This window comes from Comamonas sp. HJ-2 (genome assembly GCF_053615495.1).
Window position 1 is genome coordinate 1 of sequence record NZ_JBSIFD010000001.1, and the last position, 19,132, is coordinate 19,132.

The 19,132-nt window shown below is 60.4% G+C and carries 14 protein-coding genes and 1 tRNA gene; 8 read left to right on the forward strand and 7 right to left on the reverse strand.

The window, feature by feature from the left end; translation table 11 throughout:
• Positions 1-312 precede the first annotated feature (312 nt).
• From ACWGXF_RS00005 to cysS, 6 genes are all read right to left on the reverse strand, one after another.
• A tRNA-Ser gene (locus ACWGXF_RS00005) sits at positions 313-405 on the reverse strand.
• Between the two features lie 54 nt (positions 406-459).
• Positions 460-1,725 carry an aspartate kinase gene (locus tag ACWGXF_RS00010; protein ID WP_003057587.1) on the reverse strand — a complete coding sequence of 422 codons (1,266 nt, stop codon included), beginning with the start codon at positions 1,723-1,725 and terminating at the stop codon, positions 460-462.
• 93 nt (positions 1,726-1,818) lie between these two features.
• A complete protein-coding gene (gene tilS, locus ACWGXF_RS00015; protein ID WP_256629949.1) occupies positions 1,819-2,829 on the reverse strand; it encodes a tRNA lysidine(34) synthetase TilS in 1,011 nt (336 codons plus the stop codon).
• 139 nt (positions 2,830-2,968) lie between these two features.
• On the reverse strand, positions 2,969-3,946 hold the full coding sequence (locus ACWGXF_RS00020; RefSeq protein WP_003057594.1) for an acetyl-CoA carboxylase carboxyltransferase subunit alpha: 978 nt from the start codon (positions 3,944-3,946) through the stop codon (positions 2,969-2,971).
• A gap of 60 nt (positions 3,947-4,006) precedes the next feature.
• Positions 4,007-4,831 (reverse strand): DNA-3-methyladenine glycosylase family protein, encoded by an 825-nt coding sequence (locus tag ACWGXF_RS00025; protein ID WP_039049873.1) that lies wholly within the window; start codon positions 4,829-4,831, stop codon positions 4,007-4,009.
• A 50-nt stretch (positions 4,832-4,881) separates the two neighbouring features.
• Positions 4,882-6,267, reverse strand: a complete 1,386-nt coding sequence (cysS, locus tag ACWGXF_RS00030; RefSeq protein WP_256629948.1) for a cysteine--tRNA ligase — start codon at positions 6,265-6,267, stop codon at positions 4,882-4,884.
• A 221-nt stretch (positions 6,268-6,488) separates the two neighbouring features.
• On the opposite strand from cysS, the gene ACWGXF_RS00035 reads away from it, so the two are divergent.
• The 4 genes from ACWGXF_RS00035 to ACWGXF_RS00050 all read left to right on the forward strand — a co-directional run bounded on the left by ACWGXF_RS00035 (position 6,489) and on the right by ACWGXF_RS00050 (position 9,540).
• Entirely contained in the window at positions 6,489-7,052 is a 564-nt protein-coding gene (locus tag ACWGXF_RS00035) for a tetratricopeptide repeat protein (RefSeq protein WP_003070694.1), read from the forward strand.
• A gap of 132 nt (positions 7,053-7,184) precedes the next feature.
• Positions 7,185-7,769, forward strand: coding sequence for a peptidylprolyl isomerase (locus ACWGXF_RS00040; protein ID WP_003070692.1), 585 nt, complete (start codon positions 7,185-7,187; stop codon positions 7,767-7,769).
• Positions 7,770-7,838: 69 nt separating this feature from the next.
• Positions 7,839-8,366: a peptidylprolyl isomerase gene (locus ACWGXF_RS00045; protein WP_034360031.1), complete on the forward strand. Its 528-nt coding sequence runs from the start codon at positions 7,839-7,841 to the stop codon at positions 8,364-8,366.
• Positions 8,367-8,742: 376 nt separating this feature from the next.
• Positions 8,743-9,540 carry a UDP-2,3-diacylglucosamine diphosphatase gene (locus ACWGXF_RS00050; protein ID WP_256629947.1) on the forward strand — a complete coding sequence of 266 codons (798 nt, stop codon included), beginning with the start codon at positions 8,743-8,745 and terminating at the stop codon, positions 9,538-9,540.
• A 195-nt stretch (positions 9,541-9,735) separates the two neighbouring features.
• Here the strand turns inward: ACWGXF_RS00050 and ACWGXF_RS00055 are convergent, their stop codons facing one another.
• Entirely contained in the window at positions 9,736-11,382 is a 1,647-nt protein-coding gene (locus ACWGXF_RS00055; protein ID WP_256629946.1) for an acyl-CoA synthetase, read from the reverse strand.
• A 593-nt stretch (positions 11,383-11,975) separates the two neighbouring features.
• Between ACWGXF_RS00055 and dnaG the strand changes: the two genes are divergently transcribed.
• The 4 genes from dnaG to ACWGXF_RS00075 all read left to right on the forward strand — a co-directional run bounded on the left by dnaG (position 11,976) and on the right by ACWGXF_RS00075 (position 18,789).
• Complete coding sequence (gene dnaG, locus ACWGXF_RS00060) at positions 11,976-13,961, forward strand: DNA primase (RefSeq protein WP_452101619.1); 1,986 nt, start codon at positions 11,976-11,978, stop codon at positions 13,959-13,961.
• Positions 13,962-14,236: 275 nt separating this feature from the next.
• On the forward strand, positions 14,237-16,684 hold the full coding sequence (gene rpoD / locus ACWGXF_RS00065) for an RNA polymerase sigma factor RpoD (RefSeq protein WP_003076272.1): 2,448 nt from the start codon (positions 14,237-14,239) through the stop codon (positions 16,682-16,684).
• 146 nt (positions 16,685-16,830) lie between these two features.
• Positions 16,831-17,823, forward strand: coding sequence for a Bug family tripartite tricarboxylate transporter substrate binding protein (locus ACWGXF_RS00070; protein ID WP_039049879.1), 993 nt, complete (start codon positions 16,831-16,833; stop codon positions 17,821-17,823).
• 21 nt (positions 17,824-17,844) lie between these two features.
• The gene (locus tag ACWGXF_RS00075) at positions 17,845-18,789 is read left to right on the forward strand and encodes a ketopantoate reductase family protein (RefSeq protein WP_012837407.1); all 945 of its coding nucleotides are present in this window, start codon (positions 17,845-17,847) and stop codon (positions 18,787-18,789) included.
• Positions 18,790-19,132: the final 343 nt, after the last annotated feature.

The window sequence follows — 19,132 nt, forward strand, 5'->3', positions numbered from 1 at the left end:
TCACTCACTTGACGGAATCAAGAAGAATTAATTCTTCCTCATTACTGTTTTTGTGAGCGTTTGATAACTCCGAAGAGTTTGTTCCGAAGAACTGGCTGCTTGCCCTCAAACGCCCACGCTTATCGGCTGTATTTTTTTAAGGAACCGAGTGCAAAACCGGAAAACCCGATCTGAATCTCGTTGCTTGCTGCGATCAGCGAAGCCTTGCATTGTAGCCTGTTTTTACCAGGCTCAAATCAAAGTTTGAAACTTTTTGTCAAGACCCAGAAGGTCTTGACAAAAAGAAAAAGCCTTTCGGCTTTTTCTTTGATTTGGCGGAAACGGAGGGATTCGAACCCTCGATGAGGCTCTACACCCCATACTCCCTTAGCAGGGGAGCACCTTCGGCCACTCGGTCACGTTTCCGGAATGACGCTATTGTAAACAGCTTTTTTGTTCGTTTTTGGAAAGTTGCGAAAATTATTCGCTTTTGTCCAAACCGAAGGCTGTGTGCAGGGAGCGCACGGCCAGCTCCAGGTACTTCTCGTCGATCACGACCGAAGTCTTGATCTCGGAAGTCGAGATCATCTGGATGTTCACACCTTCCTTGCTCAGGGCACGGAACATGGTGGAGGCAACACCCACATGGCTGCGCATGCCGATGCCGACGATGCTGACCTTGGCGATATTGGGATTGCCCACCACTTCGGAAGCACCCAGTGCAGGAACAACGCTTTCACGCAGCAGTTCCATGGCACGCTGGTAGTCGCCCTGACTCACGGTGAAGCTGAAGTCGGTCTTGCCGTCCTTGGAGATGTTCTGGATGATCACATCGACTTCGATGTTGGCATCAGCCACGGGGCCCAGGATGGCAGCAGCCACGCCGGGAGTATCAGGCACTCCCAGCACGGAGATCTTGGCCTCGCCACGGTTGAAAGCGATGCCGGATACGACAGCCTTTTCCATTTTTTCGTCTTCCTCAAAAGTAATCAGCGTGCCGGACTTGGCTTCTTCTTCCAGATCGATATCCCAGGGCGTGAAGCTCGACAGCACGCGCATGGGCACCTTGTACTTGCCTGCAAACTCCACGGAACGGATCTGCAGCACCTTGGAGCCCAGGCTGGCCATTTCCAGCATTTCCTCAAAGCTCACCGTACCCAGGCGCTTGGCAGCAGGCACCACACGGGGATCGGTGGTGTAGACGCCATCCACATCGGTATAGATCAGGCATTCGGCAGCCTTCAGGGCGGCAGCCACGGCCACAGCCGAAGTATCGGAGCCGCCACGTCCCAGCGTGGTGATATTGCCTTCGGGATCGATACCCTGGAAGCCAGTCACGATCACGACACGACCTGCCTCGAGGTCGGCGCGCACGCGCTTGTCGTCGATGGACTCGATGCGAGCCTTGGTGTAGCTGCTATCGGTGCGCACGGGCACTTGCCAGCCCGCATAGCTGACGGATTCCATGCCTTCGGCCTGCAGCGCAATGGCCAGCAGCGCCGAGGATGCCTGCTCGCCAGTGGCGGCCAGCATATCAAGCTCACGATAGTACGAACTCTTGGCGTGGCTGGGAGCCAGTTCGCTGGCCAGACCCAGCAAACGGTTGGTTTCGCCACTCATGGCGCTGGGCACAACCACCAACTGGTGACCTGCCCGAGCCCATTTGGCCACACGCTTGGCGACGTTGCGGATGCGCTCTGTCGAGCCCATCGAGGTGCCGCCGTATTTATGAACGATCAGTGCCATTGGATACTAAAGGGTGACGAAACAGCAGCCACGGCGCAGATCACAAAGGTTTTGGCGCGCCGGCGGTTTTCGTACAGGTAAAAAAACCAAAACCTAGGAATTGTACCAACCGAGACTTGCCCCCTGGCGCTCCACAAAACCTCGCCCCACCTTGATGTGGATGCGGTGCCCTCGCGTAGTGCAAACGCCGAGCTGCGCCATGAGCTGCGCAAGCTGGGCCGCCGTCGGCGTCGTGCCATGCTCGGTGCGCAACCAATAACGCAGGACATTGCCCAGACGCAGCTCGCTCAAACCCTGCAATGCCTTGATGGCGGGCGGCACCCCCACCCGCAGCAGATCTGCCGCCGCCTGCTGATCCAGCAACTGCGACGCCTGGGCGCAATGGGCGCTGCTGCGTGCAAACGTGCTGCGAAACTGCGGAAAGACCTGCTCCAGCACCGGCAGCAACTGAGCCCGAATGCGATTGCGCGTGTAGCCTGGATCGGCATTCGTCGGATCCTCGACCCAGCTCAAACTCCTGAGCCGCAGCCAGTCACGCAGCGCCTGCCCCGGCACCTCCAGCAAGGGCCTGAACCATTCCAGCCCTGCTCTTTGCCAATGCCCTGGCATGGCCGCCAGACCGGCCACACCGGCACCGCGCGAGAGCGCCAGCAGCAAGGTCTCGACCTGATCGTCGGCATGCTGAGCCAGCGCCATGGAGCGCACCGCATCCAGCGCAGCGCCCTGCGCATCGAGCCAAGGCTGCCGGGCCGCCTGAATCAAAGCCGCATAACGCCCCTGGCGCGCCGCATCTTCGGGGCTTTGTCCCCGCACATTGCGCGCATCGATGGCGCAGACCTTGAGGGCAATGCCGTGCCGGGCACACAGTTGCTCACAGTGCCGCTGAAATTCATCAGCCGCCGCCTGCAAACCGTGGTGCACATGAATCGCCCTCACCCGCCCCGGCCAGCGCGCATGGCAGGCCAGCAGCAGAGCCGACGAATCGGCTCCGCCGCTGAAAGCCACGGCCAGTGGCAGCGGCGGCTCGAATGCCGCCATCGCTGCATCCACCCGAGCAGCCGAGGCCCGCAACAAGTCAGCATCTGACTGGGCTTGCATGAACAACAGACTCCCTATTTCCAATTCAATAGCAGCTAGCGCTTACCCCAAAAGGGCTAGAAGCGCACTTCACTCAAAGCCTTTCGGCAAAAACAAATGGCTCCCGAAGGAGCCATTGTGCGCAAGCAGCATCAAGCCCGCTGGATCAGCGGTTGTCAGCCTTGGTGTCGGCAAACTTGCCATAGCTCTGAATGCGGTCGTAGCGACGATCCTGCAGCTCCTTGGGCTTGAGATCGGTCAACTGGCGATAGGCATCGCCCAACGCACGCTTGAGGAAGGCACCCATTTGCTTGTGATCGCGGTGAGCACCGCCCACAGGCTCGTTGACGATCTTGTCCACCAGACCCAGCGCCTTGAGGCGGTGAGCAGTGATGCCCATAGCGTCCGCAGCTTCCTGGGCCTTTTCGCCGGTCTTCCACAGAATGGAAGCGCAGCCTTCGGGACTGATCACCGAGTACACGGAGTACTGCAGCATCAGCACCTGGTCTGCCACGGCAATGGCCAGCGCACCACCCGAGCCACCTTCACCGATGATGGTGGTGATGATGGGGGTCTGCAGCTGAGCCATTTCGTAGATGTTGCGACCGATGGCCTCGGACTGACCACGCTCCTCGGCATCGATGCCGGGGAAGGCGCCGGGCGTGTCCACGAAAGTGAACACGGGCAGCTTGAACTTCTCGGCCGTCTTCATCAGACGCAAGGCCTTGCGATAGCCCTCGGGACGCGTCATGCCGAAGTTGCGCAGCGTACGCTCCTTGGTATCGCGGCCCTTTTGATGACCGATCACCATGCAGGGCTGGCCGTTGAAGCGCGCCAGGCCACCGATGATGGACTGGTCATCCGCAAAGTGGCGGTCGCCGTGCATTTCGACAAAGTCGGTAAAGCACTCGCGCACATAGTCGAGCGTATAGGGGCGCTCGGTATGGCGTGCGATCTTGGTGATCTGCCAGGGGGTCAGGTCGCTGTAGATGTCCTTGGTCAGCTGCAGGCTTTTCTTGCTGAGCTGATCGATCTCTTCCGAGATATCTACTGCGCTTTCAGTCTGCACATAGCGCAGTTCTTCGATTTTGGATTCGAGTTCGGCAATGGGCTGCTCAAAATCCAGAAAGTTCTTTTTCGCCAACGTATTTCTCCTTGTGCCAGCCTGTTGCAATCCTTGCAATCGGCCAGTGGACAGATGTCATCAAGCCACAGGCTGCGCCTCGAGCGAGCGCCAAATATACCAAGTTGCAACCGTACACCACGGTTTCCAAGCCTCGGCAACTTCACGGGCATCGCTGCGACTGACAGGATCGCCCGAAAAATGATTGAGAGAGATGCCCTGTATCAAACCGGCATCATCCAAAGGCAACACATTGGGCCGCCCCAGACAGTAAATCAGAAAATTCTCGGCCGTCCAGCGGCTGAGGCCGCGTATGGACATCAGCTCGGCAATGATGACTTCATCGCTCATCTGAGCCCATTCATCCATGTGCAGACGGTTCTCGGTGAAGTGCAGAGCCAGATCGACCAGATAGTCCACCTTGCGGGCCGACAATCCCACCGCACGCATATCGTCCACCTTGAGCCTGAGCACCTGCTCGGGCTGCATGGCAGCAGGCAGCCTGACGAACTTGTTCCACAAGGTCTTGGCGGACTTCGCCGAAATCTGCTGCCCGATGATGGACCGGGCCAAGGTGGCAAAGGCCTGCTCCTGCCCGCAAGGCAACAGCGCCTGGCTGCCGAGTTGCGGAATCAGGCGCTTGAGCACACGGTCGCGGCGCATGAGCTGACGACAGGCCTCAGCCCAATAGGCGGGCACGCCATCGGGCAGATCCAGATGAATCTTTGGAGCGGCCGCTTTGGACGCGACTGCCTGCTTTGCAGTTGTACCCGCAGGCTGAGCAATGGCTGCGGCCCCCAAAGGCGCTACAGGCAAAGGCGCAGCCGGCCCCATGGGCACGGGCAGATCAGCCACCAGCGGCAGCTGTTCAAACTCCATGGTGTCCAGATGCTTGGCCGCACTCATGCACGACTCTCCGCACTGCTCACACAGTTGATGGAATATTGCATGCAGCCTCAGCCCTTGGCGGCCGCTTCCCAGGTCGTGCCCGCGGCCGAGTCCTTGAGGACGATGCCCTGATCAAGCAGCTCCTTGCGGATGCGGTCGGCCTCGGCCCAGTTCTTGGCAGCCTTGGCCTCTGCGCGTGCGGCAATCTGCGCCTCGATCGCTGCCGCGTCCACCCCTTCGGCACCAGCCTGCAGAAACTTTTGCGGCTCGGCCTGCAGCAGGCCCAGGCAGGCCCCCAGAGCCTTGAGCAAGCCAGCCACTTCGGGCGACTTGCTGCGGTTGACCTCGGCGGCCAGCTCGAACAGCACGGCCACGGCCTCGGGCGTGCCGAAGTCTTCGTCCATCGCCGCCTTGAAGCGGGCGGCATAGGGATTGCTCCAGTCGATCTGCACCTCGGCAGGCGTCACCAGGTCTAGCGCGGTATAGAGGCGCTTGAGCGCACCGCGCGCATCATCGAGATGCACATTGGAATAGTTCAGCGGGCTGCGGTAGTGACTGCGTACGACGAAGAAACGGATGGTCTCGGCGTCGTACTCCTTGAGCACGTCGCGGATGGTGAAGAAGTTGCCCAGCGACTTGGACATCTTCTCGTTGTCCACGTTGATGAAGCCGTTGTGCATCCAGGTCCGGGCGAACGGCTTGCCGGTCGCACCTTCGCTCTGGGCAATCTCGTTCTCGTGGTGGGGGAACTGCAGATCCGCACCGCCGCCATGGATGTCGAAGCTCTCGCCCAGCAGCTCGCAACCCATGGCCGAGCATTCGATATGCCAGCCGGGGCGACCTTCGCCAAATGGACTCTGCCATCTCACATCGGCCGGCTCGTCGGCCTTGGCCGACTTCCACAGCACAAAGTCCAGCGGGTCGTGCTTGCCGTCTACCACGGCCACACGCTCGCCGGCGTTGAGCTCGTCCAGCGACTTGCCCGAGAGCTTGCCGTAGCCCGGAAACTTGCGCACGGCGTAGTTCACATCGCCGTTGCCGGCCTGATAGGCCAGGCCCTTGTCCTGCAAACGGGCGATCATGCCCAGCATCTGCGGCACGTATTCGGTGGCGCGCGGCTCCAGCGTGGGGCGCTCGATGCCCAGCGCATCCGCGTCCTGGTGCAGCGCATCGATCATGCGGTCGGTCAGACTGCGTATGGTCTCGCCGTTTTCCACCGCTCGCTTGATGATCTTGTCATCGATGTCGGTGATGTTGCGCACATAGGTCACCTTGTAGCCGCTGGCGCGCAGCCAGCGCTGCACCACGTCGAAAGCCACCATGGAGCGTGCGTGGCCCAGGTGGCAGAGGTCATAGACCGTCATGCCACAGACGTACATACGCACATGGCCCGGCTCAAGCGGCGAAAACGATTCCAGTGCACGCGACAGCGTGTTGTAGATACGCAAACTCATGAATCTTGAAATAGGGAGAGAGGGTGGCGAGCAGCAGCACTGGTCATGCCTGCGATGCATAAACCATGCCTGCCATTCCCTGAGGCTGAAAAATGCGCACTAGCATCCAGACACATCCCGGTCCGGCCAGACGCCTAAGCGCCGCACACCCCTCAGCTACAATTCCCCGCAGTATAAGCTCCCGCCGCAGCGCAGTTTTGCGGCGCCATGAAAGCACCTACATGCCTGTACGCAACTTGTTCAGTACCGCAGCGCGTGCGGCAGCCCTGGCTGCCTTGCTCGCTGCAGGTAGCGCCTACGCCGACGATTACACGGATGTTGCCCAGTTGCTCAAGAGCGGCAAGACACAGCAGGCGCTGCAAAAAGCGGACACCTATCTGGCCAAGAATTCACGCGACCCGCAGATGCGTTTTCTGCGCGGCATCGCGCTGAGCAATGACGGCAAGACCGAGGACGCGATTGCAGCGTTTCGCCAGCTGACCGAGGACTATCCCGAGCTGCCCGAGCCCTATAACAACCTGGCCGTGATCTATGCACGCCAGGGTGACCTGGATCGCGCCCGCGCCGCGCTCGAAGCCGCCGTGCGCAACAATCCGAACTATGCCGTGGCGCACGAGAACCTGGGCGATATCTATGCCCGCCTGGCCTATCAGTCCTATGCGCAGTCCCTGGCCAAGGGCGGTCGCCCCGCAGCCCTGAACCCCAAGCTCAAGCAGCTCAAGGACCTGCTGCAGCCTGCGGCCTCTCTCGCAACGCCTGCCCCGGCCCAGCCTGCACAGCGCTGAACCAGTTTTTTGCCATCGCCGCCCTTCTCCCTCTTGTGAAGCAGGCCGGCGCCCTCAGCTGCCTCAAGCCTGTTTTTCGCAGCCGCCATCCCTGCGGCCCTGCCCAAGGCCCACTTACCCAGGAATATGACCATGCTGAATTTCCGTCGAAACAGCCTCAAGGCCCTGTCTGCCATTGCGCTGACAGCCACTGTTTTTGCCATCCCCGGCCTGGCCCAGGCGCAATCCAAGGTGCAGCTCAAGACCAGCATGGGCGATATCGTGGTCGAGCTCAACGATGCCAAGGCCCCCAAGAGCGCGGCCAATTTTCTGCAGTATGTGCGTGACAAGCACTATGACGGCACGGTGTTCCACCGCGTCATCGACGGCTTCATGATCCAGGGCGGCGGCATGGACACCAATCTGAACGAAAAGCCCACACGCGCCCCGATTCCGCTGGAAGCCAGCAACGGCCTCAAGAACGACCGCGGCACGATTGCCATGGCGCGCACCGGCAACCCCAATTCCGCCACCTCGCAGTTCTTCATCAATGTGGTGAACAATGACATGCTCAACGCCCCCAAGCCCGACGGCCATGGCTATGCCGTCTTCGGCAAGGTCGTCAAGGGCATGGATGTGGTGGACAAAATCCGCGCCGTGGCTACGGGCAACCGTGGCATGCACCAGAATGTGCCCACGACGCCGGTAACAATCCTCTCCGCCACCGAAATCAAGTAAACAACCCGGCGGCGCTGCACCTGCCGGGCCGCGCCCGCCTCCTTACTCCATCCTCTAGAAAGCACAGACATGAGCAATCCCCAAGTCGAACTGCACGTGACCATCAACGTGGCTGACACCGCAACCCAGGGCGTGATCACGCTGGAACTGGACGCCGTGAACGCGCCCAAGTCCACCGAGAACTTCCTGAACTACGTGAACCAGGGCTTCTACAACGGCACCATCTTCCACCGCGTGATCAAGAACTTCATGATCCAGGGCGGCGGTTTCGCAGCCGACATGAAGCAGAAGGAAACCGCTGCTCCCATCGAGAACGAAGCCAAGAACGGCCTGAAGAACGACAAGTACACGATTGCCATGGCTCGCACCAGCGATCCTCACAGCGCAACCGCCCAGTTCTTCATCAACACCGTGGACAACGGCTTCCTGAACCACACCGCCCCCACCGGCCAGGGCTGGGGCTATGCCGTGTTCGGCAAGGTGGTCAAGGGTGAAGAAGTCGTGGACGCCATCAAGAAGGTGCGCACCACTCGCAAGGGCTTCCACGACGACGTGCCTTTCGACGCCGTGGTGATCGACAAGGCCGTGGCCCTGTAAATTGATCCCCCTGAGCCGCTTTGCGGCTTCCCCCTGAGGGGGACGACGGCCTCGCTGCGGGGCGGCCCTTGCTTGCCGTCTCTCGCACGAGGCCGTTGTGGTTTTAGGAACCGCTTACTTCACGACTTACGCAAAAACGGGTTCAGGCAGGATGACTGCCTCTGGAAGCAGGCTGTTGTTGCATTCTTGTTTGCGCAAGTCCTCACTTGTTCAAATGACTGAATCCATCGTTCATTCTGATTCCCACGCGACTGCGCCTCAAGTGACGCAGATGCAAGGCGCCCCCGGCCGGGACGACGGCCTCGCTGCGGGGCGGCCCTTGCTTGCCGTCTCTTTGTGAGGCCGTTATTGTTTTCAGGCTGCGCACTTTTCATTCATGGCTGAATCTTCTGATCCACGCACTGCCGCTCCTCAAGTCGCGCAGCTCCAGGCTGAGCCCCACTGGCGCACGCTTGATTTCATTTCCGACCTGCATCTGCAGCCTTCGGAGCCGCAGACGGTTGAAGCCTGGCGCAGCTATCTGGCACGCAGCACGGCCGACGCCATCTTTATCCTCGGCGATCTGTTTGAAGTCTGGGTGGGTGACGATGCACTCGATGAGCCCGGCAGCTTCGAAGCCGAATGTGCTGCCGTGCTGCGCGAGGCGGCGCAGCAGCGCCCGCTGTTCTTCATGGTCGGCAACCGCGACTTTCTGGCCGGTGACGAATTTCTGCGCCGAAGCGGCATGACCGGCCTTTGCGACCCCACGGTGCTGCGGTGGGCAGGCACCAGCATCCTGCTCAGCCATGGCGATGCGCTGTGCCTTGACGATGTGGATTACCAGCAATTCCGTGCTGTTTCGCGCTCCGCCGCCTGGCAGCAGCAACTGCTGGCCCAGCCCCTGGCCGTGCGCCGCGCGATCGGCAGATCGGCACGCAGCGAAAGCGAGCAGCGCAAGCAAAGCGGCGCACCCTACGCGGATGCCGACGCGCAGATGAGTGCCACCTGGATGCAGGTCGCGCAAGCGCCCTGGCTGATTCACGGCCACACTCATCAGCCCGCCGACCACGCACTGGGCAATGACCAATGGCGCATCGTGCTCAGCGACTGGCATATCGATGCCGATACGCGTCGCGCCGAGGTGCTGCGTGTGACGCCCGAAGGCTGGCAGCGCATACCGCCCGAGCTGGCCTGACGCGCCGCCCCAGTTGGCGCTATCCAATTCAGAGCTTCTTGCACTTGCCATTCATAGATTTCAGATTGAAAACTATCCAAGTTCTATGAATAACAAGCGCTAGCAGCTATCAAATTTACTGAACTGACGACAGACACGGAAAAGCCCGCCGTCCAAAGAGCTGGAGCACCGGGCTTCTTTGTTTACGGCCAGATCTCAAACCGAGATAGCTGAAGCCGAGCCTGCCTGCTTGCGCAGCTCGAACTTCTGGATCTTGCCCGTGCTGGTCTTGGGCAGCTCGCCAAACACCACGGCGCGCGGCACCTTGTAGCCGGCCAGATGCTTTTTGCAGTGGGCAATGATGTCTTCGGCCGTGGTCTCGGCTCCGGCCTTGAGTTCGATGAAGGCGCAGGGCGTCTCGCCCCATTTGGGATCGGGCTTGGCCACCACGGCCGCAGCCAGCACGGCGGGGTGGCGATAGAGCACATCCTCCACTTCGATGGACGAGATGTTCTCGCCGCCCGAGATGATGATGTCCTTGCTGCGATCCTTGATCTGGATATAGCCGTCGGGATGCTGCACAGCCAGGTCGCCGCTATGGAACCATCCGCCGCGGAAAGCCTCCTGCGTCGCCTGCGGGTTCTTGAGATAGCCCTTCATGGCGATATTGCCCTGGAACATGATCTCGCCCATGGTCTGACCGTCGCGCGGCACGGGCTGCATGGTTTCGGGGTCCAGCACGGCCGCAGAGCGCTGCAGGTGGTAGCGCACGCCCTGGCGCGAATTCAGACGGGCGCGCTCGCCGATATCGAGCGCATTCCAGCTTTCATGCTTGGCGCAGACCGTGGCTGGGCCATAGGTTTCGGTCAGGCCGTAGACATGGGTGATGTCAAAGCCCATGGCCTCCATGCCCTCGATCATCGATGCGGGCGGCGCTGCCCCTGCCACCATGGCCTTGACGCCGGCGGGCACGCCCTGCTTCATGGCAGCCGGCGCATTCACCAGCAGGCTGTGCACAATGGGCGCACCGCAGTAATGGCTCACGCCGTGGTTGCGAATGGCATCAAAAATCGCCTGTGCATCCACCCGGCGCAGGCAGACATTGACCGCCGCGCGTGCAGCCACCGTCCAGGGGAAGCACCAGCCGTTGCAGTGGAACATGGGCAGCGTCCACAGATAGACGGCGTGCTTGGGCATGTCCCACTCCAGCACATTGCTGATGGCGTTGTTGTGCGCGCCGCGATGGTGGTAGACCACGCCCTTGGGGTTCCCGGTGGTTCCGCTGGTGTAGTTCAGCGCAATCGCATCCCATTCGTCGCCGGGCAACTGCCAATCGAAACCGGCATCGCCCTGGGCCACGAAGCTCTCGTAGTCGATGGCACCGATCTGCTCGGCCGCTTCGCCGTAAACCGGGTCTTCGACCTGGATCACATAAATGGGCACGGTGCTCTGTCGCAGCTTGAGCGCCCTGGTCATTAGAGGCGCGAACTCGGGGTCCACGATCAAGGCCCTGGCTTCGCCGTGATCCAGCATGAATGCCAGGGTCTCGGCATCGAGCCGGGTATTGAGCGTGTTGAGCACGGCACCGGCCATGGGCACGCCAAAGTGCGCCTCCACCATGGGCGGCGTATTGGGCAGCATCACGGCCACTGTGTCGTTCTTGCCGATGCCGATTTTCTGCAGGCTGCTGGCCAGTTGGCGGCAACGCGCATAGGTTTGCGCCCAGTTCTGGCGCAGGTCGCCATGAACAATGGCCAGGCGCTCGGGGTAGACCTCGGCCGTGCGGGCAATAAATCCCAGCGGCGTCAGCGCGGCATGGTTGGCGGTATTCGGGGCGAGGTTCAGATCGAAAGAACTTGTCATGTTTGTCTCCTGAGCGTTTTGTACTCCAGCATCCGTCACGCCAGGCTTACAACCGAGCGCCATGCAGGCTTGTTGTGATCGGGATCAAGCAGTTGCGCCCGAAATGGCTGCACCGCACCGGCAAACCGGCATGCGACATGCGCAGACAAACCAGAGCAATGTAAAAGGTCATTCAGCGAGACAGTACTTTCAACAGCTTCTGAAAATCGATAAATTCATTTGAAATCAACCACATGGAATCCTATTGAAAAATCCCCTCATTCCCCAGGTAGGGCCAACTCATGCAAGTCATCTATAAGACATCATTTATCTGACAGACCAATCACCAGGACTTCGAATCGCTTTTAGAATGCGCACATGTTTTGAGTACATGACTGCCTGCATCGGCAGTGCAAGACCGGCATCTCTGCCCGCACGGAGCCGGTCGCAAGCCTCAAGACTGAGTGGCGGAGGAGACGTTTTAGAGGAGAGCCTGGCAATGACCCAGGCATCAGGAGACCTGAGCCTGCACCCATGGGTGCAGGCTTTTTTTTGCCCGCCTGCTCCATTCCTGCCGCGCCCTCGGCCATTGCCGAAAAAGGCAGAATACGCGGGTGGCCATTCCCCAATCATTCATCCAAGAGTTGCTATCCCGCGTCGACGTGGTCGACATCGTGGGCCGCTATGTGCAGCTCAAAAAGGGCGGCGCCAACTTCATGGGCTTATGCCCGTTCCATAGCGAGAAGTCGCCCTCTTTCACCGTCAGCCCCAGCAAGCAGTTCTTTCACTGCTTTGGCTGTGGCAAGAATGGCAATGCCATCGGCTTTCTGATGGAGCATGCCGGCATGGGCTTTGTCGAAGCCGTGCAGGAGCTTGCCAACCAATGCGGCCTGCAAGTGCCGCAGGACGACATCAGTCCTGCCGAGCGCCAGCGCCAGGCTCAGCAAAAGCAAAAGGCGGAAACACTGAGTGATCTGCTGGAAAAAGCCGGCGAGTCCTATCGCAAGCAGCTCAAGGCAGCTCCGAAAGCCATCGAGTATCTGAAAAAGCGCGGCGTCTCCGGCGAAGTCTCCAAGCGCTTTGGCCTGGGCTATGCCCCTGCAGGCTGGCATGGTCTGGCCAGCGTATTTGCCGAGTACGACAACCCGCAGCTCGAAGAATGCGGGCTGGTCATCGTGGGCGAGGACGACAGTCGCCGCTATGACCGCTTCCGCGACCGGCTCATGTTCCCGATTCGCAATGTCAAAGGCGAGTGCATAGGCTTTGGCGGGCGGGTGTTCGGCGATGAAAAGCCCAAATACCTGAACTCGCCCGAAACCCCGGTCTTCCACAAGGGCCGCGAACTCTACGGCCTTTACGAGGCCCGGCAGGCCCTGCGCGACATGGGCTACGCCCTGGTCACAGAAGGCTATATGGACGTGGTGGCACTGGCCCAACTGGGCTTTGCCAATGCTGTGGCAACGCTGGGGACGGCCTGCACGCCCGAGCATGTGCAAAAGCTGTTTCGATTCACCGATGCCGTGGTCTTCAGCTTCGACGGTGACGGTGCGGGGCGGCGCGCCGCCCGCAAGGCGCTGGATGCGGCCCTGCCACTGGCGACGGACACGCGCTCCATCAAATTCCTGTTCCTGCCTTCGGAACATGACCCTGACAGCTTCATCCGCGAATTCGGCCCCGAGGCCTTCTCGCGCTATGTGGGCGATGCCACGCCGCTGAGCCGCTTTCTCATCGAATCGGCCAGCGAAGGCTGCGACCTGGGACAGACAGAAGGCCGTGCCCATATGGCCAGCAACGCCCGGCCGCTGTGGTCGCTGCTGCCCGACGGCGCACTCAAGCGCCAGTTGCTCTCCGAAATCGCAGCCCTGGCTCAGCTGGACTCGCGCGACCTCTCCGATATCTGGGCGCAGGAGGCGGCACGCACCGCCCCCATTGCCCGCCGCGCGCCTGCGCCCCCCGGCCCTCAGGCACCAGAATGGGATGCGCCTGCGGACAACTGGGAAAGCGCTCCCGACTGGGCCGATGCCGCGGCACCGGCTCCCTCCTACCCGAGCCAGGGCAGCGGTGGCAACTGGTCGGGCCGCAAGGAATTCGGCCGCCAGCGCAAGCCCTGGGGCAAGAAGGGCGAGGACTGGAACCCGCCGCAGCTGGGCCCGCGCCCCACGCCGGTCAGCCGCGAAGACCAGGCCGCACGCCTGCTGATGTGTCACATGGAGTTCATGGAAGAGATGACCCATGAGGACTTCGATGCCCTGGCTCGCTGCAACCAAAGCCATGCTCCCTTGTTCCGTTGGCTGGAGGCCCAGTTCACCGAATCCGGCCCGCGCTCCTGGGCAGTGCTGCGCGAGCAATTGCAAGGCTCTCCCTGCGAGCCGCTGGCCCAAAAGCTCATGAGCGGCGCCCATGCCAACCCCGAGGGCGAGGTGGACGAGTTGCGCAAGGAGTTGCGCGGCACTCTCAATCTGATCCTGGTGGATCATCTCAAGCGCGAAGAAGCCAAGGCCCTCAAGGAAATTGCTACGGACCCCACCGCGGCAAGACGTTACATTGAGTTTCAACAGCGGCGAAAAAATTTATCTGTAATTATTAGCTCCACCTCTTGACATCTTTAAAAAAGGTATAATTTAGTGGATATAGGCAAGAGCGACAGCAACACCTCCGACCCGGGCACCGTGAAGAAATCACGTGATGGCAGCAACTGCATGGCCCATTTCTCGCAAGGATTGCATACCAAATGATCGCCCCAACATCTTGCCATGGAGTCTTTGTGCTCCACCGGACAGGCTAGGCCTGTTCTTGCGCCAGCTTTCATGGCGTTTGTTTGCATTTTCCGTTTTCCTTTGTGTGTTTGTGTGTGTTCGTACCGTGAGAGGTGTTCATGCCCGTTTCAAAGTCCGTGAAGTCCAAGCAGGCCCCAGAAGCTTCAGCAAAGCCCAAGACCTCTAAAACTTCCACTTCCGCAGCAGAGCCCGCGAAAAAGGCCAGTGCCAGCAAGCCTGCTGTGAAGAAGAGTGCTGCATCTGCAGCCGAAGCAAAGAAAGACACCACCGTGGTTACCAAGTCACAAGCCGAACTCAAAGCCATGGCCGATGCGCTGCTGGCGCAGGCAACTCCCAAGCGCGGCCGCAAGAAGGCCGAAGAAGACGACGACACAGCTGCCGCTCCTGCCGCCAAGAAGACTGTCGCCAAAAAGGCCCCTGCTGCCAAGAAGGCTGCCGCCGTCAAGGCCCCAGCTGCCAGTGCCGATGCCGACAAGGCTCCCGCCAAGCGCGGCCGCAAGCCCAAGGCCAAGGAGGCCGACGAGGACATGGATGATGCAGACCTGTCGGATATCGACAGCGATCTGGAAGGCGAAGTCGAAGAGGAGGCATCGACCGAAGCGTCTGCTGCTCCTGCCGAAAAGGCCAAGCCTCTGCGCATGAAGATCAGCAAGGCGAAGGAACGCGCCTTGATGAAGGAATTCGGCCTGGACGAGACTGTTCTGACCGAAGAGGAAATGAACACCCGCCGTCAGCGTCTGAAGATGCTGATCAAGCTGGGCAAGACCCGCGGCTACCTGACCCACGCCGAAATCAACGACCACCTGCCCGACAAGCTGGTTGATGCCGAAACGCTGGAAGTCGTGATCTCCATGTTGAACGACATGGGCGTGGCCGTGTACGAGCAGACTCCCGATGCGGAAACCCTGCTGCTGAACAACACCGGCCAGTCGGCGACCACCGAAGAAGAAGCGGAAGAAGAGGCCGAAGCGGCTCTGTCCACCGTGGACTCCGAATTCGGTCGCACCACCGACCCCGTGCGCATGTACATGCGTGAAATGGGCACCGTCGAACTGCTGACACGCGAAGGCGAAATCGAAATCGCCAAGCGCATCGAAGGCGGTCTGATGGACATGATGGAAGCCATCTCGGCCTCCCCCGCGACCATCGCCGAAATCCTCAACATGGCCGAGGAAATCCGCGAAGGCAAGGTTGTCATCTCCACCGTGGTGGACGGCTTCGTCAATGCCAACGAGAACGACGACTATGTGGCCGAGGAAGACTTCGACGAATACGACGAAGAAGACGACGACGACGGCAAGGGCGGCTCCAAGGCTCTGACCAAGAAGCTCGAAGAGCTGAAGAACGAAGCCCTGGGTCGCTTTGACTCCATGCGCGAACTCTTCGACAAGATGCACAAGGTGTATGACAAGGAAGGCTACGGCACCGAGGCATACATGAAGGTGCAGAAGGCCATCACCGAAGAGCTGATGACCATTCGCTTCACGGCCAAGACGATTGAAAAGCTCTGCGATCTGGTGCGCGCCCAGGTGGACGACGTGCGCAAGAAGGAACGCGAGCTGCGCAAGATCATCGTTGACAAGTGCGGCATGCCCCAGGAGCAGTTCATCAAGGACTTCCCGCCCAATCTGCTGAACCTGGACTGGGTCATCAAGCAAGTGGCGGCAGGCAAGAACTACAGCGCCGTGCTGGAGCGCAACATCCCGCCCGTGCAGGAGCTGCAGCAGAACCTGATCGACCTGCAGGCCCGCGTGGTCGTGCCTCTGGAAGAGCTCAAGCACATCAACAAGCGCATGAACAGCGGCGAGCGCGCCAGCCGCGATGCCAAGAAGGAAATGATCGAGGCCAATCTGCGTCTCGTGATCTCCATCGCCAAGAAGTACACCAATCGCGGTCTGCAATTCCTGGATCTGATCCAGGAAGGCAATATCGGCCTGATGAAGGCCGTGGACAAGTTCGAATATCGTCGCGGCTACAAGTTCTCGACCTATGCAACCTGGTGGATTCGTCAGGCCATCACGCGCTCCATCGCCGACCAGGCCCGCACGATCCGCATCCCCGTGCACATGATCGAGACCATCAACAAGATGAACCGCATCTCGCGCCAGCACTTGCAAGAGTTTGGTTTCGAGCCCGATGCGTCCATCCTGGCAGCCAAGATGGAGATCCCCGAGGACAAGATCCGCAAGATCATGAAGATCGCCAAGGAACCGATCTCGATGGAAACCCCCATCGGCGACGACGACGATTCCCACCTGGGCGACTTCATCGAGGACGGCAACAACACGGCACCTATCGACGCCGCCATGCAGGCCGGTCTGCGCGATGTGGTCAAGGACATTCTCGACGGCCTGACGCCTCGCGAAGCCAAGGTGCTGCGCATGCGCTTCGGTATCGAAATGTCCACCGACCATACGCTGGAAGAAGTCGGCAAGCAGTTTGACGTGACGCGCGAGCGCATCCGTCAGATCGAAGCCAAGGCGCTGCGCAAACTCAAGCACCCTTCGCGCTCCGACAAGCTGCGCAGCTTCATCGACTCGCTGTAAAGTCAGTCCGAGGAACCGGCTCGCCGGCTCCCCGCTACTCAAAGCCCCGACCTGCCCAGGTCGGGGCTTTTTCGCATGCAGCCCAGGTCAGCAAGCCTTCGCTTGCGGCCAAACACACCAAAAGACACATAACAACGGAGACAGACATGAATACCCCCCACGCGGGCAATGCCCTGACACGCCGCCACTGGCTAAGCTATTGCGCTGCCTTGCTGTCTACACCTTTTGCAGCCATCGCCAATCCTCCCCAGCGCCTTGGCACGCAGCTGCGTATCGTGATCCCCGCCAACCCCGGTGGCGGCTGGGACCAGACTGGCCGCGCCCTGGGCGCAGTGCTGACCAGCAGCGGCATGGTGGACAAGGTCGTTTATGAAAACATCGGCGGCAAGGGCGGCACCATAGGCTTGGCCGAGTACACCAAACGCTATGGCAGCGACCCCAACAGCCTGCTGATCGGCGGCATGGTCATGGTCGGCGCCCTGGCATTGAACAAGAAGTCAGCAGAGCTGCAGCAGGTGCAGCCCCTGGCGCGCCTGACCAGCGACTATCTGGTGGTGGCCGTGCCCACCGACTCGCCGCTTGCCAACCCCAAGGCACTGGCCAAGGCCATGCGCGAGAACCTGCCGGCACTGACCATTGCCGGAGGCTCTGCAGGCGGTGTGGACCATATGTACGCAGGCATGCTGGCCCGCCTGGCCAAGGCCAATGCGGAGCAACTGCAATACAAACCCTTTGCCGGCGGTAACGATGTGCTCCAGGCCCTGCTGCAAAAGCAGGTGCAGGTGGGAATCTCGGGTTACAGCGAGTTCAGAGAAGCCTTGCAGGCGGGCAAACTGCGCGCCCTCGGTGTTTCGTCACGCCGTGCCATGTTCGGCATTGCCTCCATGCGCGACCAGGGTCTGGATGCTGAAATGTCGAACTGGCGTGCCGTCTTTACAGGCAAGAATCTGCCGGCAGAACGCGCCCAGCAACTGCTGGCTGCTATCGACCATGCAAGCAACCAGGACAGCTGGAAGCAAGCCCTGGTCAGCAATAATTGGAACTCTTCCTGGCAAACCGGCAAGGCACTGCATGAATTTCTGGAGGTCGAAACCTCCACTGCCCAGCTGATGACCTATCTGCTCAAGCTCAAGAGCTGAGCCTCTTTGCGAGATAGCCTCATGAACATGGTCAACCACACCGCCGCCTCCGCCCGCCTGTCCATTGCCGTCATGGGTGCGGGCTCGGTGGGCTGCTACTTTGGTGCTCTGCTGGCACGCGCCGGCCACCCGGTCACGCTGATCGGTAGAGCATCGCATATGCAGGCCATCAGCCAGCACGGGCTGCGACTGCAGACGGCGACAGAAGATCTGAACATCCCCATCACCACCAGCACCGAAGCCAGTGCCGTGGCAGGCGCCGATGTGGTGCTGTTCTGCGTGAAATCCACCGACACCGAAGCAGCGGCTGCACAGATCAAACCCCACCTGGCAGCGCACACTCAGGTACTGAGCTTGCAGAACGGCGTGGACAACGACCGGCGCCTGCGCCTGGTACTGGGGCAGCAGCCGGTGGCTGCTGCCGTGGTTTATGTCGCCACCGCCATGGCCGGCCCAGGCCATGTGCGTCACTTCGGCCGGGGCGAACTGCTCATCGCCCCCTGTCCGCAGGGTGACGAGATTGCACTCCAGTTCAGCGCAGCAAACATCCCCACCCAGACCTCGGACGGCGTGCTGACCGCACTCTGGCAAAAACTCATCATCAACTGCGTGTACAACGCACTCTCCGCCCTCACCCAGCAGCCCTATGGCTGGCTGATCGCGCAGCAGGGCGTACCCGCCGTCATGCAGGATATTGCCGCCGAATGCAAGGCCGTAGCTCTGGCCGACGGCGTGCTGCTGCCGGCCTCCGTGGACGAGGCTGTAGCGGCCATAGCGCGCACCATGCCCCGACAGCTCTCTTCCACGGCCCAGGATCTGGCGCGCGGCAAGACCACGGAAATCGACCATCTCAACGGCTATGTGGTGCGGCGCGGTCAGGCGCTGGGCATTGCCACGCCGATCAACCGTCTGCTGCAGGTGCTGGTGCAACTCAAGCAAATGCCGGCACAAAAGCAGGAACTATGATTTCCATAGCTGCTTGCTCTGACAAATCAATGGCTAGAGTCAATTTTTACACCCGGAAACACCTAAGCCAGTACTAACACTTCCGGCATGGCTCGCCACCCCGTCCCGAGGGCTGCTTCAGTTCTGCCCCTATTGCTACAAACCCTGAAGCAAGCGAGTCTTCTCCCTGATTCGTGGCTGACCCGCAACACTTGCGCGCTGTTTGTGGCCTTTATCACTTCAAGGCGTTGCAGTCGAAGATTTGAAGCTACTAAACTTGTAGCAAAATAAATTAACCGCTATAGTCCATTGGACATGGCACTGAAAGCGCCTAGTGCGCCCAGCTCGACAACATCATTGCGCA